This window comes from Streptomyces sp. NPDC051214 (genome assembly GCF_040682375.1).
Lineage (GTDB): Bacteria > Actinomycetota > Actinomycetes > Streptomycetales > Streptomycetaceae > Streptomyces.
In genome coordinates, this window is the sequence record NZ_JBFBAT010000025.1 from 1 (window position 1) to 23,762 (window position 23,762).

Below are 23,762 nucleotides of genomic sequence, written 5' to 3' on the forward strand. Positions count from 1 at the left end.
ACCGGCAACGTCACCTACACGATCACTATCTGCCGCAGAGACGAGACTCCCCGCGTCACACCCCAACCACCAGCCAAATAGCGACGCGACATTAGGTCCACAGACTGCCCGACTCGCGATGAGCTTACGGGGCCATGATCACTCGCCCCAAAGCAGCTCCAGCCCAAAGCCGCTCCGCCGACCTAGGTCGCATCCGCTCACCATACGCGCTCCTGACAAAGTTCACGCGAAAAAAGCTTGCCCCACCTTAAGATACAGCCCTCACTACGTGTAGCCGCACTGGCACCTAAGCGCCAAGTGGGGAAGGCAGGGACGAGTTTCAAATGACGGAAGATCGGGACTTTCTAACATGGACCCCGAAGCAAGCGACGGAGGCCGCTTGTAGATTCTACGAGCAGCACGCGCGAGACATGCAACATGCCGCGTCCGCAAGCCTGATCTTGCAAGAGTACGAGCGCTTGCTAAGAAGCATAGACGCGGCCTTTTCAGAGATCGCCCCTGACGGCCCCGAAGCTCTATTCGCGGAGTTCCATCAGCGCCGCGATCGCATGAGGGAAACCGTTGAAACCATCACGCCTGCCAGCGCCGAGCTAGGCCTGACTCGCTGCGTAGAGAACTTCTTGTGTTACGTGTCTGACGTCATCACGGACGCCCTAATTGCACGCCCTGAGCTACTTAAAACTCAAGAACAAGTGACTCTCCAGGATGTGTTGGACCGTGAAAGCATTGAAGGGTTTATTTCTTGGGCAGCAGAGAGGCGCGTTGCGCAACTATCTTTCAAGGGACTCGAAGATATCGCACAGTATATCAAGAAGAGACTCGGACTAGAGCTGCATCAAGAAGAGAATGATTGGCTCAAGTTGAAAAAGGGCGTGGCTCTCAGGAATCTAATCGTCCATCGACGGGGCGTAATCGATCAACGCTTCATCTATGTCACCGGGCAGACAGATCTAACCAAAGGGTCTGCATACAAAACGACGATGAAAGACTACGTGCGCACCGCGGAAAGCGCGATGAAGATCGTGGGGGAGTTCGATGTGAAAGTGGCGTCGAAGTTCTCGATTACCCAAAGGAGTACTGAGAGCGAGAAATGGTACAGCCCCGGACGGTGGGGGCCTGAAGGCAGGCAGAATCTACGGAAGCCGACAGAGGGGACTACCTCTCATGAAACTGAGAAGGTCGAGAGGCAACAGAAATCCTAGGAGTTCATCTCGTTATGAACCGGCTGTACGACTCCCCTGCCGTCGCGGCCAGCCCCCGACACCAGGATAAGCTCAATTCTTGCGGATACGGGACCGCGCGCGCTCAAGAACGTCATCGTAAGTAACAATTGAAAGGTTCGGAAGATCAGACTCTGCGTTGCGAAGGTCGATCGCTCTATAACCACTACGCTTCCCGATGAGGACCATCATCCTCGGTCTGAAGAATCGAAGCCCGTAACTATTCTCGACCGCAGCCCTCTTATCGCAATCTTCGAAGTATGCCTGATACTCACGCAGTTGCGCAGAGGCTTCCATGATTGCGGAACTCACTCGCACTCTATTCTTGCTCACCCGAAGCAGCTTAGTTTTCGGGAGCTTTAGCTCCAGCAAGTCACATAGCGCGTTGGAGTTATTCGGCTTCAGGGCGAAGTCGGGGATAAGTGGGCCATCATTGTCCCTCTTCAACACCACATGAGGGCGAGCTTCCTCATAAGTGTCCCCGCACAAAAATTCAGGGTTCCTCTCGAAAAAGCTCTGCAGATCACGCTCTCTCGTGTGCATTGAGTTTATCAAGTCCTCTAGCTCTTGAACGAGCGATCTCCACGCCGAAGACTCCATAGACACAACGTGCAAGAAGCTATGTAGCTGCCCAGGCGTCCCAGAGATCCTGATACGGCCGTCTGGAAGAACGGAGACGAGCCTCAGTTTCCCATCAATCAATTCAAGCCCGAGCACGTCAGCGCCATTATCAGGTATTCCCTCGCCTGGATTCTCATCGGGATCTCGCATAAGCTTTACGCGAGAGGCCTGAGGCCCCTTTTCGCCTTGCTCAATTCCGAACTCGACTCGTTGCCCCTCCTGGAGGTTTCGGTATCCCGTCATTTCGATGACGCTATAGTGCACAAATAGGTCTGAACCGCCATCAACCGCAACGAAACCGTACCCTTTCTCCGAGTTAAACCACTTCACCGTGCCCTGCGCCATCACGCCCCCAATGCTCTCTACGCGACACTTGCAACACTCCGTCGCGGGAATCGTAGAGCGCGCCGCTGACAACGTCCGGGCTCGTGGACGTCAGCAGACCATTAGCGCAGGTGACATGCTTAGCTACCCAAGGGCATGGAGCATCCCAAGTTGCTTCGGGACGAAGGGGCTCCGCACAAGACGTGCGCACCACATGCGCACCAGATGAGACGGGAACCACGGCGAACGCAACCGTGGACCGCGAGGCCGATAGTTGGCCGTTCGCCCAGGTCAGCAACCGAACTGGCCTCAAGTGATCGCAGCTTCCCAAGCTGATGACCTCGGCGTAGTGCTCGCACTGATGTCTCTGCCCTCACTGGTGCGGGGGGATAGTTCAGCGTGGTGTTGTTCTGGCCCGTCCCTGGGTGAGGCTTCCGGCGACCCGTTCAAGGCCAGTTGAGGTGATGGGCCCGTGAGAAGGCACGACGAAGCTCCGATTTCGAAGCGGACGACTGACTACGCCCAGAAGGTGCTGAGTCCTCAGCACCTTCTCGAAACCCCTCTACCTGAGCTTCTTGCCGAGCTGGACGTCACGTTGGATCAGTCTTCGATCACCGACCCAAGCTTCACGGGCGCTGCTTTCGTCGCCCGAGACCGCTTGATTCTTTCGATGAGACCAGGCCAACCGGACTCGGAGCGCGATGCAGTTGCACGAGCCCTGTTGGTCCGCGTGCTCGGTGTTCCGTTGTCGCCGTTGCCTGAGCCATACCGGATGAGTGAGGTCTGAGTCGGCTAGCTATTTGGGCCGTCCCTGGGCCGTCCGACGCCGCTCAACAGTGGCAAATGACGACCAACGACGACCACCAGGCGCACGGGCCCACCACCCCCGACCTGCAAAAACGCAGGTCGCCAAGATCCCTGACAACACCCAGGGCAAGAAGAAGTAAGCCCGCATTTTCGGTGAGCTGAGCCCCCTGCCTGCGGTTTCTCGTGGGCGGGGGCTTTTTGCCGGGCCGGGGCTTTCGTGCTTCCGTCAGCGGTCGGTCATGGGCTCCCCGCGTCCGAGACTCCCTGCGCGAGCTCGCCCACGGCGTCCAGGATCCAGTGGCCGAAGGCGGTCGGGGCGATCAGGACGCCGAAGACCAGCACGACCGCCATGGTCATCCCCGTGTCGAGCTTGGTCCTGGGCGCCACGCGTCTGCGCAGCAGCACGATGATGACCACAGCCAGCAGAACCGCGAGGTCGATCGTCATCACCACTGGGCCAGCCCCCCATCAGGCAAGAACGAACGTTCCAGTTCCCTGTGTAGCCCGAACCGCGTGATGGGCGCACTCAGTTGGGCGGGGGTTGGCGGCAAAGCGCCCATCCGGGGCCGAATCGGCGGACTTGCCGGCGGGGCGGACGGCTATAGCGCTCTCTGCGCCTCGTAGAGGTTCCGCGGGCGGACCGTGTCCGTGGTCCCGTAGAGCTCGATTCGGGAGTGCAGGTCTCCGGAGAAGTCCGGTACGTCGATCTGGTCGAACTCACGGACCTCGTTGATGCCGACCGTGGCGCTGTACGGCGCCAGGCCGTCGATCTTCATCAGGCCCGCGCGGCCGTTGGTGACGCGGATGTTCCAGTGGGTGAAGCGGGCGCCGAAGAGGGGGCCCGCGCTCGCGTCGCCGCCGTGGCGGCCGTTGTTGTCGACCGTGATGTCCGTGCGGACGTTCGCGAAGGGCATGCCTCGGTGGCTGTCGAACGTGCCCATCTCCATCACGCCCCGGGACCAGACGTTGTAGGAGGACAGGCCCTCGACGTTGATGCCGTGCAGCTGGGTGCCCGGCGGGGCCGGGACCGTGCGCCGGGCTATGTGGAAGTCCTCGGTCAGGTTGTCGTGCGAACCCTCGCGGCAGAAGTACGGGTGGTGCGCTCCCCTGCCCTCCACCCGCGTCCGGCGCAGCGTGCAGGCCGACGCGCTCACCAGGCCGAAGCCGTTGTCCACGTGCCGGACCACGATGTCGTCCGCCCAGCAGTCGTACGCGCACTGGAAGGTGACCCCGTTGTAGCCCGTGTCCAGGAGGTGGGGCGATTGCGGGGTCTCCGCGGCTTCGAGCGTCAGGCCCTCGACCCCCGCGCCGGTCAGCGCCTTTGCGTGCGTCGTCAGGCGGGGGTCCCACTCCTCGCGTACGTCCAGGGGGAGCGGGCGTTCGAGGGTGACCGTGCTCTTCTTTACCGAAGTGATCCGGACCGGCCACTCGTAGGGGACGTACGAGGTCAGCTTCGTCTTGTCGTCCCAGGTGTACGCCTCGGCGCCCGGCCCGCCGCCCGCCATGTGCTCCAGGAGCGTGTGGCCGGCGTCGTCCGCCAGGCGCAGCAGCACCAGGTCGCCCTTGTGGAGGCGCGACGTGTCCTTGACCCGCAGGGTGCGGTCGCCTCGGCGCGCGGGAGCGACCGCCGTGAGGGCCTGCCACTCGTCCCGCTTGTTGCCCGTCCAGCCCTCGAAGGGCCATGCCTTTGCCTTGATGGCGGCCGTCAGCGACTCCCAACGAGCTTGTGGGCAGAGCCAGATGAGCCCGCCCGCCCAGGACCAGCTGGACTTGTCGCCGCCGTAGCGAGAGCCGTACGGGCCTATCAGTTCCGTGAGGCTCTTCGTCGCGTGGAGGGTGGTGCGGGTGCTGCCCGCGCCGCGCAGGACCACGTTGTCGTGGGCGATGCGGATGATGCCGTCGATGCGGTACTCGCCGGGCGGGAGGAGCACCGTGCCGCCGCCCCGCTCCCCCGCTTCGGCCAGGGCCCGGTTGATCGCCGGGGCCGCGTCCTGCGTGCCGTCCGGTATCGCTCCGTAGTCCCTTACGTTCGCGACCACCTTGGGCCGGGGGAGGTGGCGGGTGCCCGAGCGGGCGCCCGCGCGGGCTACGTAGGGGATCTGGGGGTGCGTGTACGGGGTTGCCTTGAAATCCCGCCAGAGGGTGAGGGTTTCGCCCGACCGCGCATGCGCTGTCCCACCCGTCACGGCGGCCGCCGCCACGGCCACCGCCCCTCCGAGTGCACCACGTCTGCTCAGGAGCTCCCTGCCCATACTGCCGCCACCTTCCATGGATGTGAACGCCGTTCATGTCCGCGATGGGCGCGAGCATGCCACGGGCCCACGTTCCAGGGAAGGTGTCCTACGGCTGGGTCAGGTGAGTGAACGCGTCCAGGTTGCGCGTGGACTCGCCCCGCGACACCCGCCACGCGTACTCCTTGCGGATCGCCGAGGCGAAGCCCAGCTCGAGGAGGGTGTTGAAGGAGCCGTCCGCGTTCTCCAGGACCGAGCCGAGCAGGCGGTCCAGTTCGTCGGGGGTGACCGCCGAGAGCGGGAGCTTGCCGGTGAGGTAGATGTCGCCGAGGGAGTCGATCGCGTAACTCACGCCGTACAGGCGCAGGTTGCGCTCGAGGAGCCAGCGGTGGACCGCGTCGTGGTTCTCGTCGGGGTGCCGGATCACGAACGCCGTCAGCGACAGCGCGTGCTTGCCGACCCGCAGCGAGAGCGTCGTCGACAGCTTGCGGGTGCCGGGGAGCGTCACGACGAAGGAGCCGCTCTGCGGGCTCTCCCACTCCAGTTCCGCTTCGTTCAGCGTCTGTTCGATGATCCCGATCGCCGCTGCGTCCGTCTGATCAGCCATGATGCGAGCGTACGCGACGCCGGTGTTCGTGCACCGCCGCCGTGTAGACGTCCGCCGTGGCGGACGCGGCCGTGTCCCAGCCGAAGGACTGCGCGTGCCGTGCGGCCGCGTCACCCATGCGGTCCACGAGGTGGGGGTTCTCGGCGAATTCGCGGAGCACGCGCGCGTAGTGGGCCGGTTCGTGGCCGTCGACCAGGAAGCCCGTCACCCCGTCGCGCACGGCGACCGGCAGACCGCCCACCGACGCGGCGAGGACCGGAGTGCCCGCCGCCTGGGCCTCTATGGCGACCAGGCCGAACGACTCGCTGTACGAGGGCATCACCAGGACCGAGGCCGCCCTGAACCAGTCCGCGAGCTGCTCCTGGCCCACCGGCGGCTGGAAGCGCACCACGTCCGCGATGCCCAGCCTGGCGGCCAGCTTCTGCAGGCCCTCCGGCTTCGCGAGCCCGCTGCCGCTCGGGCCGCCCACCACCGGGACGACCATGTGCCTGCGCAGGTCGGGGCGCTGGTCCAGGAGTACGGCCACCGCGCGGAGCAGGACGTCCGGCGCCTTGAGGGGCTGGATGCGGCCCGCGAAGAGCGGGACGAGGGCGTCCTGCGGGAGGCCGAGGCGGTGCCGGGCCGCCGCGCGGCCGTCGGCGGGGCGGAAGCGGTCGAGGTTCACGCCGGGGTGCACGACGGCGACCTTGCCCACCTCGGCCTCGTAGTGGCGTACGAGCTCGTCGGCCTCTTCGGAGGTGTTGGCGATGAGGCGGTCGGCGGCGCGCACGATCTGCGTCTCGCCGATCACGCGTGCCGCGGGCTCCGGGGTGTCGCCCTCCGCGAGCGCCGCGTTCTTGACCTTCGCCATGGTGTGCATGGCGTGCACGAGCGGCACGCCCCAGCGCTCGGCGGCGAGCCAGCCGACGTGCCCGCTGAGCCAGTAGTGGGAGTGGACCAGGTCGTAGTGGCCGGGGCGGTGGCCCGCCCACGCCTGCATCACGCCGTGCGTGAAGGCGCAGAGCTGGGCGGGCAGCTCTTCCTTCGCCAGGCCTTCGTAGGGTCCCGCGTCGACGTGGCGCACGAGGACGCCCGGCGCGAGTTCCACGGCGGGCGGCAGCGCGCCCGTCGTCGAGCGCGTGAAGATCTCCACCTCGATGTTGATGGCAGCGAGGCGCTTGGCCAGCTCCACGATGTAGACGTTCATGCCGCCCGCGTCGCCCGTGCCCGGCTGGTGCAGCGGGGACGTGTGCACGCTGAGCATGGCCACCCGGCGGGGGCGCCGGTTGCCGACCGGGAGCCGGAGCCTGCTCGGCGCTGCCGGCGAGCGACGGCCGAGCCTGGTCACGTACTGGCTCACGTGGCGGTCCTCCTTGTGCGCGCGCGGGCATGTCTCAAGGGAGGGCGTGCACGGTCCTCCGCAGGGAGAACATCGGAAGGGGCGACTCCATTTCCTCTTTGCCAAATCATTACCGGATAAGGCTCAACCCATTGCCTGCCGCGACGCGGCCCGCACCCTCACGACACGCGCCGCATACCCCCGGCACCAGGGCGCATACCCTTTCCACCATGGCCCCCCGCACCCCGTCCCGCCCCGTGGGAACGGTGACGCGCGGGACGACCAACCCCAACCGGCTGCGCCGCATGGACCGCTGGATCGCCGCCACGCACGGCGCCGCGCTGCGGCGCTCCCCCGACCCCCTCGCGGTCGACCTCGGCTACGGGGCCGCCCCCTGGACGGCCGTGGAGCTGCTCGTCCGGCTCAGGACCGCCGCCCCGCACGCGCGCGTGGTCGGCGTCGAGATCGATCCGGCCCGGGTCGCGGCCGCGAAGCCGTACGAGAGGGAAGGGCTCGCCTTCCGCCACGGCGGCTTCGAGGTCCCGCTGCCCGGCAGGCCCGCGCTGATCAGGGCCGCGAACGTGCTGCGGCAGTACGACGAGGAGCAGGTGGCCGCCGTGTGGGAGCGGCTGTGCGGGCGGCTCGCGCCCGGCGGGCTGCTCGTCGAGGGGACCTGCGACGAGATCGGGCGGCGGCACGTCTGGGTCGCGCTCGGGCCCGAGGGTCCGCGCACGGTCACCTTCGCGACGCGCCTCGGCTCGCTCGACCGGCCCTCCGACCTCGCCGAGCGCCTGCCCAAGGCGCTGATCCACCGGAACGTGCGGGGCGAGCCGGTGCACGCGTTCCTGCGCGACTTCGACCGCGCCTGGGCCGCCGCCGCGCCCTACGCCTCGTACGGCGCCCGGCAGCGGTGGATCAGGACGGTGCGGGACCTGGCCGCGGACTGGCCGGTGGCGGACCGCCCCGCACGGTGGCGGCAGGGCGAAGTGACGGTGCGGTGGGAGGCGTTGGCGCCGCGCCAGGGGTGAAGCGCTGGGTGCCCGCGGGTGAATTCGCGTGTCGGCGGCGGGTGAACTCCGCGTGCGGCGCGCCGCGGAGGGAACGATCTACGAGTGCCGTTCGTCACATGGGGCGGTGGGGGTCGGAGTTGCCGCCGTGCTCTGTCGCATTGCGCGTCGGCATGGCAGCATCCCCGGTGCATCCGTAAGTTACTGACGGTAAATCAGCTTTTCGGGGAGGCGGACGTGACCGGCAAGCGGAGTTCGACTGTGGCTGGCCTGGCGCTGATCTGCGCGGCAGTGGTGCTGAGCGCGCCGGGCACGGCCCACGCGAGTCCGGCGAAGCCAACGCCCGGCAGCAACAAGTCCCTTGAAGAGCTGCGCAAGGAGATCGAGAAGCTCTACCACGACGCGGGTGTCGCCACGGACGCGTACAACGCGGCGGAGGAGAAGAGCGAGAAGCAGTCCAAGCAAATCGTGAAGCTCGCCCGCTCCATCACCGAGGGCCAGCAGAAGCTGGACAAGCTCAAGTCCCGCGCGGGCGCCGCCGCCCGCGCCCAGTACCGCAGCGGCGGGGTCTCCTCCGAGGCCCGGCTGATGCTGAGCGAGGACCCCCAGGAGTTCCTGGACGGCGCCGGGCGGATGCGGCAGGGCCAGAAGGCCACCAAGGGCATGATGACGGAGATGGAGCGGACGCAGGAAGACCTGCGGATCTACGCCAAGGACGCCACCGCCCAGTGGAAGAAGCTGGAGTCCAACCGCAAGGCGAAGGCCGCGTCGAAGAAGAAGATCAAGAAGAAGATCGCGGCCGCCGAGGAGATGGAGTCCAAGCTCGAGAAGAAGGAGCTGGAACGGCTCAAGAAGCTCGAGGAAGAGGCCCAGCTCAAGAAGCAGTCGGCGTGGGTGAGTTCGGGCGTCCTGGACGACATCAAGGGCAAGGCGACCGGGCCTGGCAAGAAGGCCGTCGAGTTCGCCACCGAGCAGATCGGCAAGCCGTACGTGTGGGGTGCCGAGGGCCCCTCCTCGTACGACTGCTCCGGCCTCACGTCCAAGGCGTGGGCCGCCGCGGGCAAGGGAATTCCGCGTACGTCACAGGAGCAGTGGAAGCAGCTCCCGCGCATCGACATCAAGAACATGCGCCCCGGCGACCTGATCATTTATCACGCGGACGCCAGCCATGTCGGGATGTACGTGGGCGACGGCGCGATCGTGCACGCGCCGCGGCCCGGCCGCGATGTCACCGTCGCGGGCGCGGGCTCGATGAAGATTCTCGGGGTCGTGCGCCCGGACAAGTAGGCGCCCCGGCAAGCAGGCGTCCGGAGACCGTGTGCCCGCCCCGGCGCCCGGCCCCTCGGCCCGACCCCGCGGCCCCCTGTGGGCCACGTCATGTGACCCACCGCACCTTGGGCGCGTCTCTCAACCCTCCGGGCGTGATGTTCGTCATCCCTGTCGGAGGCCGTCGTGCCCAATTGCGGTCCTTGATGCGGCATATGACGGTGGCTGTTTGCCGCGCGCCATTCCAATCGGGGCTCGCCTAACGCTATGGTCCCCGTCGGTGGAGCGTTCGACCGTCGATCCACCATGCCCTCGGGGGGAGGGAAGGAAACCGAAGCCATGCCCGTACCCATACCGCGGCAGAGAGCGATCCCGGCCGCGGAAGGCGGTCAGGCTCACGCTCTGCCGACGCCGACGCCCGCACCCGTGCAGGCGCCCGAACCCGTACCCGCCCCCGTGGGGCATCTGCCGACGTCCCGCGACATGGCCCAGCAGGCGAGCGGCCCCGGCCTCAGCCTCCTGGTCATCGAGGACGACCCGGTGGGCTCCCTGAGCGTCCCGCAGATGCTCGACTCCGCGGGCAAGCCCATCAGGGTCCGCACCGCCCGCAACCTCACCGAGGCCGAGCGGCTGCTCACCGACGACGTGCACTGCATCCTGCTCGACCTGGCCCTCGCGGGCCCCGCGAGCACCCCGGAGGAGGAAGCGGACGAGCTCGCCACGCTCAAGCACGTCCTGCGCCTCGCGCCCCGGCACGCCGTCCTCGCGCTCACCGCGAGCGGCGACACCGAGGGCGGCGCGGAGGCCGTGCGGGTCGGCGCCCAGGACTATCTCTTCCGTGACGAGCTGGACGGGCGGCTCCTGAGCCGCGCCATCCGGTACGCCGTGGAGCGCAAGCGCGCGGACGCCGCCCAGCGCCAGCTGACGGAGTCACGCCTGCGGGCCCAGGAGAACGCACGCCTGGAGCGGGGCCTGCTGCCGACGCCGCTCCTGGACGGCTCACCGCTGCGGTTCGCCGCGCGCTACCGCCCGGGGCGTTCGCGTGCGCTCCTGGGCGGCGACTTCTACGACACGGTGCGCACCCCTGACGGCTCCGTGCACGTCATGATCGGCGACGTCTGCGGCCACGGCCCGGACGAGGCGGCGCTCGGGGTCGAGCTGCGCATCGCCTGGCGGACGCTGACCTTCGCGGGTCTGTGCGGCGACGAGCTGCTCAGCACGCTGCAGAAGGTCCTTGAGCACGAGCGCGCCGACGACGAGATCTTCGCGACGCTCTGCACGGTCGACATCGCCCCGGACGGCCGCAGGGCCGGGCTCTGCCTGGCGGGCCACCCGTCACCGCTGATCGCGCGCGACGGCCACCTCGCCGAGCTGCTGCCGTACGACACCAACGGTCCGGCGCTCGGACTCCTGCCGAACGCCCGCTGGCCGCGCCGCCAGGTGGAACTCGGCGGCAAGTGGAGCCTGATGCTCTACACGGACGGGCTGATAGAGGGGCGCATCGGCCAGGGCAACCAACGCCTCGGCCAGGACGGCATGGTGGAGATGCTGCGCCGCCAGATCGCGGCGGGCCTGCGGGGCGACGAGCTCCTGGAGGCCGCGGTGAACGAGGTGCGTGAACTCAACGGCGGGGACCTGACCGACGACGTGGCCGTACTGCTGCTCGACCGCGACCGCTGACGAGGTCCCCGGCCTGACGCCCGGCTTCGGCCGCCGGCTACCGGCTACCGGCTACCGGCTACCGGCTACCGGCTACCGGCCGCCGTTGTACGGCCCGTAGGGGCCGTCGCTGCTGGAGCCGCGGCGTCCACCGCCGCCTCCACCGGTGATCTGCCGCAGCGCGGGGCGTACGTCGACCATGTAGACGATGGTCGCGATGAGCCCGATGATCGGCAGGAACGACAGGATGTTGAAGATCAGGTTCACGATGAAGGCGAGCGCGAGGATGATCAGCCAGAACGGCTTGGTCTTCTTGTCCGCCGCGCGATAGGCGTCCTCACGCCGGACGGCCGCGTCGATCAGCGCGAAGCCGCTGAAGACGATCAGCGCCAACGACAGCAGCCACATGAAGTTTGCGAACCCCTGCATCAGCACTACGTCCACCACCAGTCTCGGCTCTTGAGTACGCGGACACCGTACCCGCTACCAGCAGAACGGGCCGGGCACTTCGAGAGTGCCCGGCCCGGTGGCCGGTCCTACTTCGCGGGCGGCGTGGTCTTCTTCGCCGCGGGCTTGCGGGGGGCCGGGGCCTTCTTGGCGACCGGCTTCTTGGCCGGGGCGGACGTCTTCGACTCGGCGGAGTCCGACGTCACCGACGCGTCGTCGGAGGCGGCCGGCTTCTCCTGGGCGTCCGGCTCGACGGCGACGGCCAGCTCGGTGATCTCCTCGGCGGCCTCGCCGCGCCAGGTCCGCACGGCCTGCTCGCCGTGCTCGGCGACCTCTTCGTACTTCTCGCGGGCCTTCACGGCGTACTCGGCGGCGACGCCGACCGAGCTGAGGGCGAAGCCCTGTGCGCTCTCGCCCAGCTTCTTCAGGTCGGTGTCGAGCGTGCCGAGCAACTCGGTGAACTTCGTCTGAAGGGTCTCCTGCGCCTCCTTGGCGCGGGCGACCGCCTTGTCCTGGACGGCCTTGGTGTCGGTGTTGCGCACGGCGTCGATACGGGCCGGGGCCTCGGCGATCAGCTGCTCGATGGCGCCGGGCACCTTCTTCGCCTGCTGGAACGCGAGGTCGGCGGTGCCGACGACGAAGTAGGCGGGGGTGGTGTCGGTGAGGGTGGTGCGCAGGTCGTCCTTGATGGCCATGGCGATGGTCCTCCCGGATTCGCGTCAGCTCGGTCAGCGAGCTCAGGTCGGTCAGCTTGTGGGGTGGTCCTTGGTGCCGGCATCACTGCCGTTGGCATCACTGCCGTCGGCCGTGCGGGGGCCGTCAGCGGTGGCGTCCATGACGTCCGTGTCGTTCTCGACGTCGGTGTCATCCGTGTCGTTCAAGTCGTCCACGTACTCGGAGACCTCGAAGCCGTTCTCTTTTCTGAACGACTCGTAGATCTGCAACAGGACCTGCTTCTGCCGCTCGTTGATGGAGGGGTCGGCAAGGATGACGGCACGCGTCTCCAGCTCGTCCCGCTCCTTCTCGTCGAGGATTCCGGCCCGGACATACAGCGTCTCGGCGGAGATCCGCAGCGCCTTGGCCACTTGCTGCAGCACGTCGGCACTGGGCTTGCGCAGGCCGCGCTCGATCTGGCTCAGATACGGATTGGACACCCCGGCGGCATCGGCGAGCTGCCTGAGCGAGAGCTGCGCGTTGCGCCGCTGCTCGCGCAGATACTCACCGAGATTGCCGACGTTGAGTGATGCCATGCGTCGATACTGCACGCTCCTTGCTAACTATTGCAAGCGCCTGCTTGCAAAAGTGCGCCACGCCACTGATCGCGCCGACGGACTCACCGTCCGGGCTCTCGTGCCGTGTACCGCGCCGGACGTGGTGCCACGTGGTGCCACTCGGCGCCACCACCCCCCAGAAACCGCGGCCCGGCGCGTCAAGTTCCCAGGAGTTCTGCACGCGTTGGCGCCGACCTGAACCAGCCCCTGACCTGCACACTTACGGGCCGCCAGCACCCCGTGACACCACCGACGCCACCCCTGACGCCATAAATGACTCGACGTGGCACCAGCGGTGTGCCACCATGGCACCACTGGAGCGGAGAACACGCCGCCCGAAGCAGCGAGGGAGGGGATCGGATCATGGAATCAGCACCGCGTCAGCAGTCGGCGGCACCCGGCGCCTTCACCGCCTTCGCCCGCTTCGTGCTCTGTGGCGGCGGGGTGGGGGTCGCCTCCAGTTTCGCCGTCGCCGCCCTGTCCTCCTGGCTCCCCTGGGCCCTGGCCAACGCCGTGATCACCGTGGTGTCCACGCTCCTGGCCACCGAGCTGCACGCCCGCTTCACCTTCGGGGCGGGCGGGCGGGCCACCGGGCGTCAGCACGCGCAGTCGGCAGGGTCCGCCGCGGCGGCGTACGCGGTGACCTGCCTGGCGATGCTGGCTCTTCAGCTGCTGGTGGCGGCGCCCGGCGCGGTGCTCGAACAGGTCGTCTACCTCTCGGCCTCCGCGCTCGCCGGTGTCGCACGGTTCGCCGTGCTGCGGCTCGTCGTCTTCGCCCGCGGCCGCTCGCAGGCCGCAGCGGTGACCAAGGCCGCCGCCGACACCGCACCCGCCGTGCGGCCCGTGCACCCCGTGCACCCCGTGCACGCGGCGACCGTGGCTCCCGCCGCGCTCTGCCCCGCGGCCTGACCGACCCCCGCAGCGCACGCGTCACCGGCCGCCCTTCCCGGCGGTCGGTAACGTTCGTCGTGTGTCTGTGTCTCTCTCCGACCTCGTCCGGCTCCGCCAGGCCCGTGACCGGATGGACCGCGACTACGCGGAGCCCCTGGACGTCCCGGCGCTCGCCCGAGCCGCCCTCATGTCGCCGGGGCACTTCTCGCGCAGCTTCCGCGCCGCCTACGGCGAGACGCCGTACAGCTATCTCATGACCCGCAGGATCGAGCGGGCCAAGGCGCTGCTGCGGCGCGGGGACCTGTCGGTGACAGAGGTCTGCATGGCGGTCGGCTGTACGTCGCTCGGCTCCTTCAGCTCACGGTTCACCGAGCTGGTCGGCGAGAGTCCGAGCGCGTACCGCGCCCGCGACCACTCCCACAGCGCCGCCATCCCCGCCTGCGTGGCCAAGACCCACACCAGGCCGGTGAAGAACGGGCCGACGAAAAACGCCCCGGCCAAAAACGCACCGATCAGGAACGGAGAAGCGAAACCCGACGCCGGTACGTAGCGTCGTACGCATGGAAATCAACCTCGCACAGTGCTTCATCGCCGTCGACGACCACGACAAGGCGCTCGCCTTCTACCGCGACGTGCTCGGTCTTGAGGTGCGCAACGACGTCGGCTTCGAGGGGATGCGCTGGGTCACCGTCGCCTCGCCCGCGCAGCCCGACGTGGAGATCGTCCTCGAACCGCCGCTCGCCGACCCGAACGCCTCGGACGCCGACCGCCGGGCCGTGGCCGAGCTGATGGCCAAGGGCATGCTGCGCGGCGTCATCTTCCGCACCGACGACGTCGACGCCGTCTTCGAGCGGATCCGCGCCGCGGGCGCCGACGTGCTCCAGGAGCCGATGGACCAGCCGTACGGAGTCCGCGACTGCGCCTTCCGCGACCCGGCGGGCAACATGCTGCGCTTCAACCAGCCGCGCAAGTAGGACCGGGCGCGGACAGGCGGCTACACCACCCACGCCCCGTCCCGCATCAGGACCCTGCCGGTCAGCTCGTGCTCGCCGTTCCAGGCACGCACCGTCCTCGGCGTCACCCGCAGATACACGAAGGAGCCTTCCTCCTCGCGCGGGTCCCAGCCGAACTTGGCGGCGAACCCGTCCCCGGCCTCCTGCGGGACGCCGGAGGCCGGGAAGCACTCCGCCTCCCCCTGTACGAGCACCACATCGGCGGTGTCCGGCAGGGCGAGGCGCACCCGGGGCTCCTGCCGCGCGTTGCGGACCGTCACGGAGGTCTCGCCGGTGCACATCCACAGCGCGCCGCCGTCCCACCAGAACCACAGGGGCACTTGGTGGGGCCCGTGCTCCGGGTGGGACGTCGAGAGCCAGATGTCCCGCTCCCGGCCGAGGCGTTCCAGCGTCTCGCGCCTACGCTCCGGCCCCGCGCGACGGCCTTCCCTACGAACGATCTCCGGGTTGCCCATGAGCGCCGACCCTAGCCGGTGGCCGCGCCCGCCCCGAAGGCCCTCCGGTAGTCCCCCGGTGACACCCCCACCTGCTTGAGGAAATGGTGACGGAGGTTGTTCGCCGTGCCGAGGCCGCTCAGTTCGGCGATCTTGTCGATCGGGGCGGCGGTCGATTCGAGGAGGCTCTGGGCGCGGGCCAGGCGCTGGTTGAGCAGCCACTGGAGCGGGGTCGTGCCGGTGGCCGCCTGGAGCCGGCGGTAGAGGGTGCGCGGGCTCATGGCCGCGCGGCGCGCCAGGTCGTCGACCGTCAGGGGGCGGTCGAGGCGGGCCCGCGCCCAGTCGAGGACGGGCCCGAGGCCCTCGTCGTCCGTCGCGGGCACGGAGAGGTCGATGAACTGGGCCTGGCCGCCGGGGCGGTGAGCGGGTACGACCATGCGGCGGGCCAGCTGGTTGGCGACGTGCGCGCCCAGATCGCGGCGGACCAGATGCAGGCACAGGTCGAGGCCCGCGGTGACGCCCGCGCTGGTCAGGACGTCGCCGTCGTCCACGTAGAGGACGGAGTCGTCGACGTCCACCTTCGGGTAGCGCGCGGCGAGTTGCGCGGTGTGCATCCAGTGCGCGGTGGCCCTGCGGCCGTCAAGGAGCCCCGCCTCGGCGAGCGCGAAGGCCCCGGTGCACAGGGAGACCATGCGGGCGCCCTCGTCGTACGCGCGACGCAGCGCCGCCGCCAGGCCGTCCGGCAGCGGGCGGCCGTCCTCCACGCACGCGTCCGGCACCGACGTGACGATGACCGTGTCCGCCCCGACGATGTCGTCCAGGCCGTAGGGGGTACGCACCGTCAGGCTGAAGGCAGCTCCCTCGTCCTCGTGCGCGGTGCCGCACAGCCGGAAGTCGTACCACTGCTCGGCCAGATCCGGCTGCGGCTTCCCGAACACCGTGCAGGGGATGCTCAGTTCGTACAGATCCCAGGACGGGATCGCTATCTCCTCGGTCACCACCAGGGCCACGGAACCAGCGCTCATGACGGTGAGCGTAAGCCGCGTCGGGACCGCGTCGGGGCGTGGCAGGAATTTGGTGGCCACCGTCACCCCTGTCACTGTCCGACGCCGCCGCCCGCTGCGAGCGTGGTCCGCATGAACGCAGAGAACGAGTACGCCGCCGCAGGCAGCACGAGCGCAGAGCGCACGACCACCGAACCGAAGACCCCCGTCACCGTCATCGGCCTCGGCAACATGGGCGCCGCCCTCGCCGCCGCCCTCCTGGACAACGGCCACCCCACCACCGTCTGGAACCGCTCCCCCGCCAAGGCCGAACCCCTCGTCGCGCGGGGCGCCCGCCTCGCCGCCACCCCCGAAGAGGCCGTCGCCGCCGGCCCGTTGATCATCGCCTGCGTGCTCGACGACGACGCCCTGCACGCCGTCCTGGACCCGGTCGCCGACGCCCTCGCCGGAAAGGCCCTGGTCAACGTCACCTCGGGCTCCCCGGAGCAGGCCGGTGAGGCGGCGAAGTGGGCCGAGTCGCTCGGGCTCGGCCATCTCGACGGGGCGATCATGACGACTCCGCCGGGGGTCGGAAAGCCGGAGATGATGTTCCTCTACAGCGGCTCGGCCGAGGTGTTCGACGCACACCGCGCCATCCTCGCCGCGCTGGGCGACCCGCTGTACCTGGGCGCGGAGCCGGGCCGCGCCTCGCTCTACGACGCCGCGCTGCTCGGTCTGATGTGGTCCACGTTCACCGGCTGGCTGCACGGCACGGCCATGGTCGGCGCGGACGCGACCAAGGCCACCGACTTCACGCCCGTCGCCATCCGCTGGATGCGGCACGCCGTCGCGGGCTTCCTCGACACGTACGCGGCCCAGGTGGACGCCGGGCACTATCCGGGCGACGACGCCACCGTCGACGTACAGATCGCGGCGATCGGGCACCTCATCCACGCGGCGGCCGACCGCGGTGTCGACAACGCGCTGCCGGAACTCCTGAAGGCCACCATGGAGCGGGCGAGCGCCGCCGGGCACGGCTCCGACAGCTATGCGAGCGTGATCGAGGTTCTGCGGGGGGACCGGCGGGACACGATGCAAGTGTGACCATTCGGCAACAAAAGGCAGGAGATCCGTGGCTCCGGGCGCATGATGAAACGTCATCACCACCTGGTGCCACGGGTCTTGGGGGGACCGGATGAACAAGCCGCTGCGCCACATAGCCGTCTTCTGCGGGGTGCTGACGCTCGCCCTGCTGCTGCGGGCGACCTGGGTGCAGTTCGCCGAGGGCGAGTCGCTCGCGAAGCACGACAAGAACCGCCGCGTGCAGATCGAGGCGTTCTCCCACCCCCGCGGTGACATCATCGTCGGCGGCAAGCCGATCACCGGTTCGAAGGAAGTCAGCGGCACCGACTTCAAGTACCAGCGGGTCTTCAAGGAAGGCCCCATGTACGCGCCGGTCACCGGTTACTTCTCGCAGGCCCAGGGCGCGACCTTCCTGGAGGGCGTCGAGAACGACGTGCTCAGCGGCGACGACGACCGCCTCTTCATCCGCCGCACCCTGGACATGCTGACCGGCGAGAAGCGCAAGGGCGGCGACGTCATCACGACCATCGACCCCAAGGCGCAGAAGGCCGCGTACCAAGGTCTGGTGGACCTCAACGCGCGGGGCGCGGTCGTCGCGCTCGACCCGCGCTCCGGGAAGGTGCTCGCGATGGCCAGCACCCCCTCGTACGACCCTTCCGTCTTCGCGGGGATCTCGCAGAAGGAGGGCAAGGAGTTCACGAGGCTCAGCAAGAACAAGGACAAGCCGCTCTCCAACCGGGCGCTGCGCGAGATCTACCCGCCCGGATCGACCTTCAAGATCCTCACCGCGGCGGCGGCCCTCGAGCACGGCGTGATCGACGACATCGACGAGCGCACCGACGCCAAGGCCCCCTACAAGCTGCCGCTCAGCTCCACGACGATCGGCAACGACGTGCCCGGCGCCCCCTGCGACAAGGCCTCCCTGAAGGTCGGCATGCAGTGGTCGTGCAACAACGTCTTCCTGGACACCGCGCTCAAGGTCGGCGACGACGACATGCGCGAGACGGCGGAGAAGTTCGGCTTCAACAAGCAGCAGTTCGTCCCCGTGCGCTCGTCCGCGAGCAGCTACCCGGACGGCCTCGACAAGCCGCAGACCGCCCTGACCGGCATGGGCCAGGGCAGCCTGACCAGTACGCCGCTGCAGATGGCGATGGTCGCGGCGGGCCTCGCCAACGACGGCAAGGTGATGAAGCCGTACATGGTGGAGGAGCTGCGCGGCCCCGACCTCTCGACGATCGAGAAGGGCAAGCCGCAGGAACTGAGCCAGGCCGTCTCCGAGGACACCGCGGGCAAGGTGCAGGAGATGATGGAGCACACCGTCGAGGAGGGCACGGCGAACAAGGCGCAGATCGACGGCGTCACGGTCGGCGGCAAGACCGGCACCGCCCAGCACGGCTCGAACGTCAACGACGAGCGGCCGTACGCCTGGTTCGTCTCCTACGCCAAGAACGAGGACGGCTCGTCCCCGGTCGCGGTCGCCGTCTTCGTCGACCCGAAGGACATGAACATCCCGCGCTCGGAGATCGCGGGCGGCAAGCTCGGGGCGCCGATCGCGAAGGCGGTCATGGAGGCGGTCCTCGACGACTAGCCCGTCGCCGGTTCAGCCTTCGAGGAGCCGCCCCGCCAGCCGTTCGATGCGGGCGTGCCAGGCGGCGAGTGCCTCGTCCTTGGCCGCCGCGTCGTCGAACGGGCCGGTCTGCGTGAGGACGAGCCGGGTGCCGTAGCCGGTGCCCTCGCCGAACTCCCAGCGCACCTCACCCTTGGGATGCACGGCGTACGTGAGGAACTCCGGCGCCCGCAGCGCGGTGACCGGGCCCGCGGACACGCCGTCCGCAAGGAAACCGTCGGGCGCCGTGTCGCCCTCCAACGGCACCTCCCCCGAGCAGAGTTCGGCCCACACCGCGTCGGCGGACCGCACCAGCTGCCGCTCGAAACGGATGCCCTCGCCGGTGACCTGCCCATGCCCCAGGTCGAACTGCTCCAGATACGCCTCGTGCAGCTCGCCCACGTCCCGGCTCACCTCGGCCCGCCCGCCGTCGAGGAACTGGCCGAGCGCCGAGATGCACAGCTGCCAGCCCGCGGCGAAGCTCGGGGCGCCGAAGCGGTCGCCGAAGGTGTGGACGAGGGTGAGGAGCGAGCCACGGCCGTCGGGGCCGTCCGGGGTGATCTCCCAGCGCAGGTGGTCCTCGCCCCAGCTGAAGGCGAAGAGGCGGGGTTCGTCGGCGTCGGTGACCTCGCCGGTCATGCCGGAGCCTTCGTCGCCGGGGAAGTGGAAGCCCATCGCGCCGCCGGGCCGCAGTTCGAGGGTCACCTCGGAGGGGAACCACTGGGCGAGGTGCTCCGGCCGGGTGATCGCGGCCCAGACCTTGGCGGGCGGGTGGGCGAGGCGGCGCTCCATCCGCAGGACGCTGCGGTCGCCTTCCTCGTCGGGGCCGAGGGTGTCGGAGTGCGGGTTCATGAGGGGTCACCGTCCATGACGTCGAGGTGCCGTTCGAGGGCGTCGAGCCGGCCGGTCCAGAGGTGCCGGTAGTGCGCGAGCCAGGCGTCGAGCTCGGCGAGGGGCTCGGGCCGCAGCTCGTACCAGCGGCGCTGCGCGTCCTGCCGCACCCGCACGAGACCCGCGTCGCGCAGGACCCGCAGATGCTTGGACGTGCCGGGCTGGCTCAGCCCGAGCCGCTCGGTGATCTCACCGACCAGGTGGGGGCGTTCGAGCAGCAGGTCGAGGATCTTGCGGCGGCTCGGCTCGGCGAGGACGTCGAACGGTATGGGCATACCCCGAACATAACTCTTCGGCTATATAACCGCAACGGCATGCACGGGCGGGTGTCGCTCACTCACTCCTCCCACGGCAGCGGGCGGCTGTGCAGCACGTCGAGCCGGGACACCGCCCTGGTCAGGACCACGTAGAGGCGACTTGGCCCGCGCTGTTCCGCCTCCGCGATGGCGGCGGGCTCGACGGCCACGACGTGGTCGTACTCCAAGCCCTTCGCGACGGACGCGGGCAGCACCGTCACGCGCGCGCCCAGGTCGTCCGGGCCCGCGCTGTCGATGCCGGCCGCGGTGAGAGCCTCGCGCAGGCGGGCGGTGTCGGCGTCGGCGGCGATGACGCCGATCGAGCCCTCGCGGGCCAGCGCGGCACGCACCGCGTCGACGGTGGCGGCGGCGATGTCGACGGCCCGCACCTCCCGCACCCTCAGCTCACCGTCCGTACGCAGCGACCGGGCGGGCGGTACGTCGACGTCGAGCGAGGCGAGGACACGGTTGGCGAGCCCCACGACCGCCTTCGGCACGCGGAAACCCGTGGTCAGCGGGGTGACGGTGGCGTCGGGTTTGCCGAGGTGGGCGAGGAGTTCGGACCAGCCGCGGGCCGCCCACGGGGTGGTGCCCTGGGCGAGGTCGCCGAGGACGGTGAGCGAGCCGAAACCGGCGCGGCGGGCGATCACGCGGGCCTCCATCGGGGAGAGGTCCTGGGCCTCGTCGACGACGATGTGGCCGTAGCCCTCGGGCCGTTCGAGCAGCCCGGCGATCTCGTCGAGCAGGACGAGATCGGCGGCCGACCACCTCGCCGACTTGTACGAGCGCGGGGCCCGGTCCCAGCAGATCGCCCGCTGCTCGTCCGGGGTGAGGATGCCGTCGGCCGCGGCGGCGAGCGCTGCCGGGTCGGCGAGCAGGGCGGCGAGCACCTCCTCCGGCTTGACCCTGGGCCAGGCCTCGTCGACGAAGGCGGAGACCGGGCGGGCACGGGAGATCTTCTGCAGCCAGGCGTTGTTCACGGCGCCCGCGCGGCGCTCGGCCTGGTCCTGGATGTGCCGGACGGCACGGGTGCGCACGCGCTCGCGGCCGACGGCGTAGGGGGGTTCCTCGGCGCGCACGTCCGCGATGATCCGCTCCAGGTCGTCGAGCGTGACCCGCCAGGTGTACGAACCGTCCGGCACCGCGAGGGAGCGGATGGGCGGTGCGACCCGGGAGTAGAGCGCGCGGCGCAGGACCTCCGCCATGCGGGCGTCGTGCTTGACGCTCGCCGCGGCCTCGCCGTCCTCGGCCCGTACGGGCGCGGTGGCCCTGGCGATCTCGTCCGCGACGGTGGACTGCCGCACACCGGTCTCGCCGAGGGAGGGGAGCACCTCGGCGATGTAGCGCAGGAAGGTGCGGTTGGGGCCGAGGATGAGCAGTCCGGCGCGCTGCACGCGCTGGGGGTGGGTGTAGAGGAGATAGGCGGCACGATGCAGGCCGACGGCCGTCTTGCCGGTGCCGGGGGCGCCCTGGACGCAGACGGACGCGGTGAGTTCACCGCGGACGAGGTCGTCCTGCTCGGGCTGGATGGTGGCCGCGATGTCGCGCATGGGGCCGACGCGGGGGCGCTCGATCTCTCCGGCGAGGATGCGGCTGCTGGGGGCGGGCGAGGTGAGCGGAGCGCCCGGTGTGGCGCCGGCCAGTGGTTCGTCCTCCAGGCCGGTGAGGTCGGCGGAGTCGCCCTTGCTGCCGGGGGCCCAGCCGAAGCGGCGGCGGACGGCGACGCCTTGGGGGTCGCGGGCTCCCGCCTGGTAGAAGGCGCGGGAGACGGGGGCGCGCCAGTCGACGACGAGCGGCGGGGCCGAGGGATGTTCGGTGATGCGCAGGCGGCCGACGTGGTAACTCTGCCCGCGGTGATCACCGGCTTCGGCGGCTTCGGGCCCGTCGGGGGCGAAGTCGAGGCGGCCGAAGAAGAGGGGGGCTTCGGGGAGTTCGCGCATCGCTTTGGCGTGGCTGCGGAACTGGTAGCCGAGGACTTCGGCGTCGGCTCCGGACGCGGAGACGTCGGCTCCGTTGACGACCTGCTCCTCGGCGCCGTCGACCATGCCGGTGAGGGCGGCGCGGCAGGTGTCGTGGTAGCGGCGTTCTTGGGCCAGGGCTTCGTCGAGTCGCGTCATGCGACCAAGAATAATGTAACTGAGTTAAATTTGTAGACCGGTTAAATTCGTTACCGCGCATCAGCGGTGCGCTAGGCTCACGCCATGACGGACGAAGAGGGCCGCCCCGAAGCGGGCACGGGTACTGGCGCCACCGTGGCCACCGGCGGCCCCGGCCTGCGCGAACGCAAGCGGCAGCGGATGTACCAGGCGGTCTCCGACGCGGCGATCGCGCTCTTCCTGGAGAAGGGCTTCGAGAAGGTGCCGGTCGCGGAGGTGGCGGCGGCCGCCGAGATCTCGAAGCCGACCCTGTTCCGGTACTTCCCGGCCAAGGAGGACCTCGTACTCCACCGGTTCGCGGACCACGTGGACGAGGCGGCACGCGTGGTGACCGGGCGCCCCGCGAAACGCTCCCCCCTGGACGCCCTGCAGCGCCACTTCCTCGACGGCCTGGAGCGCCAGGACCCGGTGACCGGCCTCTGCGACAACGTCCACGTACTGGCCTTCCACCGCCTGCTGTACGGGACGCCGTCACTGGTGGCCCGGCTGTACGCGTATCAGGAGCGCTCGGAACAGGCGCTGGGCGAGGCGTTGGGCAAGGCGCTGGGTGGCAAGTCGGGCGATGCGGCTTCAGATGACGCCGAGGCGCTGGCCGCGCGACTGGCCGCCGGCCAGATCATCGCCGTACAGCGCATCCTCGCCATGGAGAACTGGCGCCGCATCGACGCGGGCGAGAGCGCGGAGGCGGTGTGGCCGGACGCGGTGGTGGCGGCGAACAGGGCGTTCGGGCAACTGCGGTCGGGGTTGGCGGCGTACGCCTGAGGAAGGCCGTCGCCGTCACCGGTCTTCGACCAGCACCGCCACCCCGTCAAGCACGCGCCCGAGCCCGAACTCGAACTCCGTGTCCTCGGTGTCCGCGGCGTCGAAGATGCCCGCCGCGAGAGTCCGCCGCAGCGCCGGGAACCGTTCGGGCGCGGTCGAGGTCAGCGCGTCGACGGTACGCACGTACCGCCGCATCGCCTCGTCGGGACCCTGGCCCCCCGCCCTCATGGCCGCGTCCAGATCGGCCATGAGCGCGACCTCGTTGCGCACGAACCCGCCCACCAGCATGAGCACGGAAATCTTCCGGCCCTCGTCGAGCCCGCTGCCGTCGAGCGCCGCGAGCCCCTGCTCCATCCACTCCAGGGCGTGGGGTGAGGCGGGAGGCGAGGTGACGGGGACACGCACGAGCCACAGGTTGCGCCGGAAGACCTCGCGCTGAGCCCGCGCCCACCACTCCAACCGCGCCCGCCACCCCGTGATGCCGGCGGGCATCTCGGGCGGGGCGCCGGTCGCCGCGTCCTGCATGAGGACGTACAGCTCGTCCCTGGCGGAGACGTACCGGTACAGCGACATCGTCGAGACGCCGAGCGCCTTGGCGACGCGCCCCATGGAGACCGCGCCGATCCCCTCCGCCGCGGCGACGGCGATACCGGCGTCGACGATGCGTTCGAGGCTCAGGCCGGGCTTGGGCCCTTTCGACGGCCGCTCGCGCAGCCCCCAGGCGGTTTCGAGGCTCACGGAAAGACCGGAGCCCTCGCCTTGCCCTTGCCCTTGCCCTTGCCCTTGCCCTTGCCCTTGCGCGCCGTCACCGTCCGCCGCCATGAGCCGCCGCCTCCCTGTTCCCGGTCCGCCCGCCCCTCTTGACGCAC

The 23,762-nt window shown here is 69.4% G+C and carries 25 protein-coding genes and 1 pseudogene; 10 read left to right on the forward strand and 16 right to left on the reverse strand.

Annotation, left to right across the window (positions count from 1 at the left end; genetic code table 11):
• Window positions 1-323 precede the first annotated feature (323 nt).
• A complete protein-coding gene (locus AB0M70_RS40260; RefSeq protein ID WP_365828511.1) occupies window positions 324-1,202 on the forward strand; it encodes a hypothetical protein in 879 nt (292 codons plus the stop codon).
• Window positions 1,203-1,274: 72 nt separating this feature from the next.
• Here AB0M70_RS40260 and AB0M70_RS40265 read toward each other — a convergent pair whose 3' ends face one another.
• The 6 genes and pseudogenes from AB0M70_RS40265 to mshA form a co-directional block, all read right to left on the reverse strand.
• Complete coding sequence (locus AB0M70_RS40265; RefSeq protein WP_365828673.1) at window positions 1,275-1,991, reverse strand: Shedu anti-phage system protein SduA domain-containing protein; 717 nt, start codon at window positions 1,989-1,991, stop codon at window positions 1,275-1,277.
• Window positions 1,992-2,186: pseudogene (locus AB0M70_RS40270) on the reverse strand (cold shock domain-containing protein); the annotation flags it as partial.
• Window positions 2,187-3,209: 1,023 nt separating this feature from the next.
• Window positions 3,210-3,419: a hypothetical protein gene (locus AB0M70_RS40275; RefSeq protein ID WP_365828513.1), complete on the reverse strand. Its 210-nt coding sequence runs from the start codon at window positions 3,417-3,419 to the stop codon at window positions 3,210-3,212.
• A gap of 152 nt (window positions 3,420-3,571) precedes the next feature.
• On the reverse strand, window positions 3,572-5,224 hold the full coding sequence (locus AB0M70_RS40280) for a glycosyl hydrolase family 28-related protein (protein WP_365828515.1): 1,653 nt from the start codon (window positions 5,222-5,224) through the stop codon (window positions 3,572-3,574).
• An 88-nt stretch (window positions 5,225-5,312) separates the two neighbouring features.
• Complete coding sequence (locus tag AB0M70_RS40285; RefSeq protein ID WP_365828517.1) at window positions 5,313-5,810, reverse strand: YbjN domain-containing protein; 498 nt, start codon at window positions 5,808-5,810, stop codon at window positions 5,313-5,315.
• A complete protein-coding gene (mshA, locus tag AB0M70_RS40290) occupies window positions 5,803-7,149 on the reverse strand; it encodes a D-inositol-3-phosphate glycosyltransferase (RefSeq protein ID WP_365828519.1) in 1,347 nt (448 codons plus the stop codon). The genes AB0M70_RS40285 and mshA overlap by 8 nt, the downstream gene beginning before the upstream one ends.
• Before the next feature lie 209 nt (window positions 7,150-7,358).
• Between mshA and AB0M70_RS40295 the strand changes: the two genes are divergently transcribed.
• The 3 genes from AB0M70_RS40295 to AB0M70_RS40305 all read left to right on the forward strand — a co-directional run bounded on the left by AB0M70_RS40295 (window position 7,359) and on the right by AB0M70_RS40305 (window position 11,081).
• Entirely contained in the window at window positions 7,359-8,156 is a 798-nt protein-coding gene (locus AB0M70_RS40295) for a class I SAM-dependent methyltransferase (protein ID WP_365828521.1), read from the forward strand.
• 216 nt (window positions 8,157-8,372) lie between these two features.
• Window positions 8,373-9,422 carry an NlpC/P60 family protein gene (locus AB0M70_RS40300; RefSeq protein ID WP_365828523.1) on the forward strand — a complete coding sequence of 350 codons (1,050 nt, stop codon included), beginning with the start codon at window positions 8,373-8,375 and terminating at the stop codon, window positions 9,420-9,422.
• A gap of 318 nt (window positions 9,423-9,740) precedes the next feature.
• Window positions 9,741-11,081 (forward strand): SpoIIE family protein phosphatase, encoded by a 1,341-nt coding sequence (locus AB0M70_RS40305; protein ID WP_365828525.1) that lies wholly within the window; start codon window positions 9,741-9,743, stop codon window positions 11,079-11,081.
• A gap of 72 nt (window positions 11,082-11,153) precedes the next feature.
• On the opposite strand, the gene AB0M70_RS40310 is transcribed toward AB0M70_RS40305, so the two are convergent.
• From AB0M70_RS40310 to AB0M70_RS40320, 3 genes are all read right to left on the reverse strand, one after another.
• On the reverse strand, window positions 11,154-11,489 hold the full coding sequence (locus AB0M70_RS40310) for a DUF2516 family protein (protein ID WP_365828527.1): 336 nt from the start codon (window positions 11,487-11,489) through the stop codon (window positions 11,154-11,156).
• Window positions 11,490-11,596: 107 nt separating this feature from the next.
• Window positions 11,597-12,202 (reverse strand): hypothetical protein, encoded by a 606-nt coding sequence (locus tag AB0M70_RS40315; protein WP_365828529.1) that lies wholly within the window; start codon window positions 12,200-12,202, stop codon window positions 11,597-11,599.
• Between the two features lie 51 nt (window positions 12,203-12,253).
• Entirely contained in the window at window positions 12,254-12,757 is a 504-nt protein-coding gene (locus tag AB0M70_RS40320; RefSeq protein ID WP_365828531.1) for a helix-turn-helix transcriptional regulator, read from the reverse strand.
• A gap of 384 nt (window positions 12,758-13,141) precedes the next feature.
• Here AB0M70_RS40320 and AB0M70_RS40325 point away from each other — a divergent pair, with 384 nt between their 5' ends.
• The 3 genes from AB0M70_RS40325 to AB0M70_RS40335 all read left to right on the forward strand — a co-directional run bounded on the left by AB0M70_RS40325 (window position 13,142) and on the right by AB0M70_RS40335 (window position 14,643).
• Window positions 13,142-13,687 (forward strand): hypothetical protein, encoded by a 546-nt coding sequence (locus AB0M70_RS40325; RefSeq protein ID WP_365828533.1) that lies wholly within the window; start codon window positions 13,142-13,144, stop codon window positions 13,685-13,687.
• Between the two features lie 112 nt (window positions 13,688-13,799).
• Window positions 13,800-14,219 carry a helix-turn-helix transcriptional regulator gene (locus tag AB0M70_RS40330; RefSeq protein WP_365828675.1) on the forward strand — a complete coding sequence of 140 codons (420 nt, stop codon included), beginning with the start codon at window positions 13,800-13,802 and terminating at the stop codon, window positions 14,217-14,219.
• 10 nt (window positions 14,220-14,229) lie between these two features.
• Window positions 14,230-14,643, forward strand: a complete 414-nt coding sequence (locus AB0M70_RS40335; protein WP_365828535.1) for a VOC family protein — start codon at window positions 14,230-14,232, stop codon at window positions 14,641-14,643.
• 20 nt (window positions 14,644-14,663) lie between these two features.
• Here AB0M70_RS40335 and AB0M70_RS40340 read toward each other — a convergent pair whose 3' ends face one another.
• Window positions 14,664-15,137, reverse strand: a complete 474-nt coding sequence (locus tag AB0M70_RS40340; RefSeq protein WP_365828537.1) for a pyridoxamine 5'-phosphate oxidase family protein — start codon at window positions 15,135-15,137, stop codon at window positions 14,664-14,666.
• An 11-nt stretch (window positions 15,138-15,148) separates the two neighbouring features.
• Entirely contained in the window at window positions 15,149-16,141 is a 993-nt protein-coding gene (locus tag AB0M70_RS40345) for a helix-turn-helix domain-containing protein (protein WP_365828539.1), read from the reverse strand.
• 111 nt (window positions 16,142-16,252) lie between these two features.
• Between AB0M70_RS40345 and AB0M70_RS40350 the strand changes: the two genes are divergently transcribed.
• Entirely contained in the window at window positions 16,253-17,203 is a 951-nt protein-coding gene (locus AB0M70_RS40350) for an NAD(P)-binding domain-containing protein (protein ID WP_365828541.1), read from the forward strand.
• Window positions 17,204-17,294: 91 nt separating this feature from the next.
• The gene (locus tag AB0M70_RS40355) at window positions 17,295-18,770 is read left to right on the forward strand and encodes a penicillin-binding protein 2 (RefSeq protein WP_365828543.1); all 1,476 of its coding nucleotides are present in this window, start codon (window positions 17,295-17,297) and stop codon (window positions 18,768-18,770) included.
• Window positions 18,771-18,782: 12 nt separating this feature from the next.
• On the opposite strand, the gene AB0M70_RS40360 is transcribed toward AB0M70_RS40355, so the two are convergent.
• The 3 genes from AB0M70_RS40360 to AB0M70_RS40370 form a co-directional block, all read right to left on the reverse strand.
• Window positions 18,783-19,640 carry an SRPBCC family protein gene (locus AB0M70_RS40360; protein WP_365828545.1) on the reverse strand — a complete coding sequence of 286 codons (858 nt, stop codon included), beginning with the start codon at window positions 19,638-19,640 and terminating at the stop codon, window positions 18,783-18,785.
• Window positions 19,637-19,954, reverse strand: coding sequence for a metalloregulator ArsR/SmtB family transcription factor (locus tag AB0M70_RS40365; RefSeq protein ID WP_363312820.1), 318 nt, complete (start codon window positions 19,952-19,954; stop codon window positions 19,637-19,639). The genes AB0M70_RS40360 and AB0M70_RS40365 overlap by 4 nt, the downstream gene beginning before the upstream one ends.
• A 62-nt stretch (window positions 19,955-20,016) precedes the next feature.
• Window positions 20,017-22,092 (reverse strand): AAA family ATPase, encoded by a 2,076-nt coding sequence (locus tag AB0M70_RS40370; protein ID WP_365828547.1) that lies wholly within the window; start codon window positions 22,090-22,092, stop codon window positions 20,017-20,019.
• 180 nt (window positions 22,093-22,272) lie between these two features.
• Here AB0M70_RS40370 and AB0M70_RS40375 point away from each other — a divergent pair, with 180 nt between their 5' ends.
• Window positions 22,273-22,893 (forward strand): TetR/AcrR family transcriptional regulator, encoded by a 621-nt coding sequence (locus tag AB0M70_RS40375; RefSeq protein WP_365828677.1) that lies wholly within the window; start codon window positions 22,273-22,275, stop codon window positions 22,891-22,893.
• A 15-nt stretch (window positions 22,894-22,908) separates the two neighbouring features.
• Here AB0M70_RS40375 and AB0M70_RS40380 read toward each other — a convergent pair whose 3' ends face one another.
• Together AB0M70_RS40380 and AB0M70_RS40385 are read right to left on the reverse strand one after the other, a co-directional pair.
• Window positions 22,909-23,631, reverse strand: a complete 723-nt coding sequence (locus AB0M70_RS40380; RefSeq protein WP_365828549.1) for a TetR/AcrR family transcriptional regulator — start codon at window positions 23,629-23,631, stop codon at window positions 22,909-22,911.
• Window positions 23,628-23,762, reverse strand: a complete 135-nt coding sequence (locus AB0M70_RS40385; RefSeq protein ID WP_365828551.1) for a hypothetical protein — start codon at window positions 23,760-23,762, stop codon at window positions 23,628-23,630. Before AB0M70_RS40385 ends, AB0M70_RS40380 begins: the two co-directional genes overlap by 4 nt.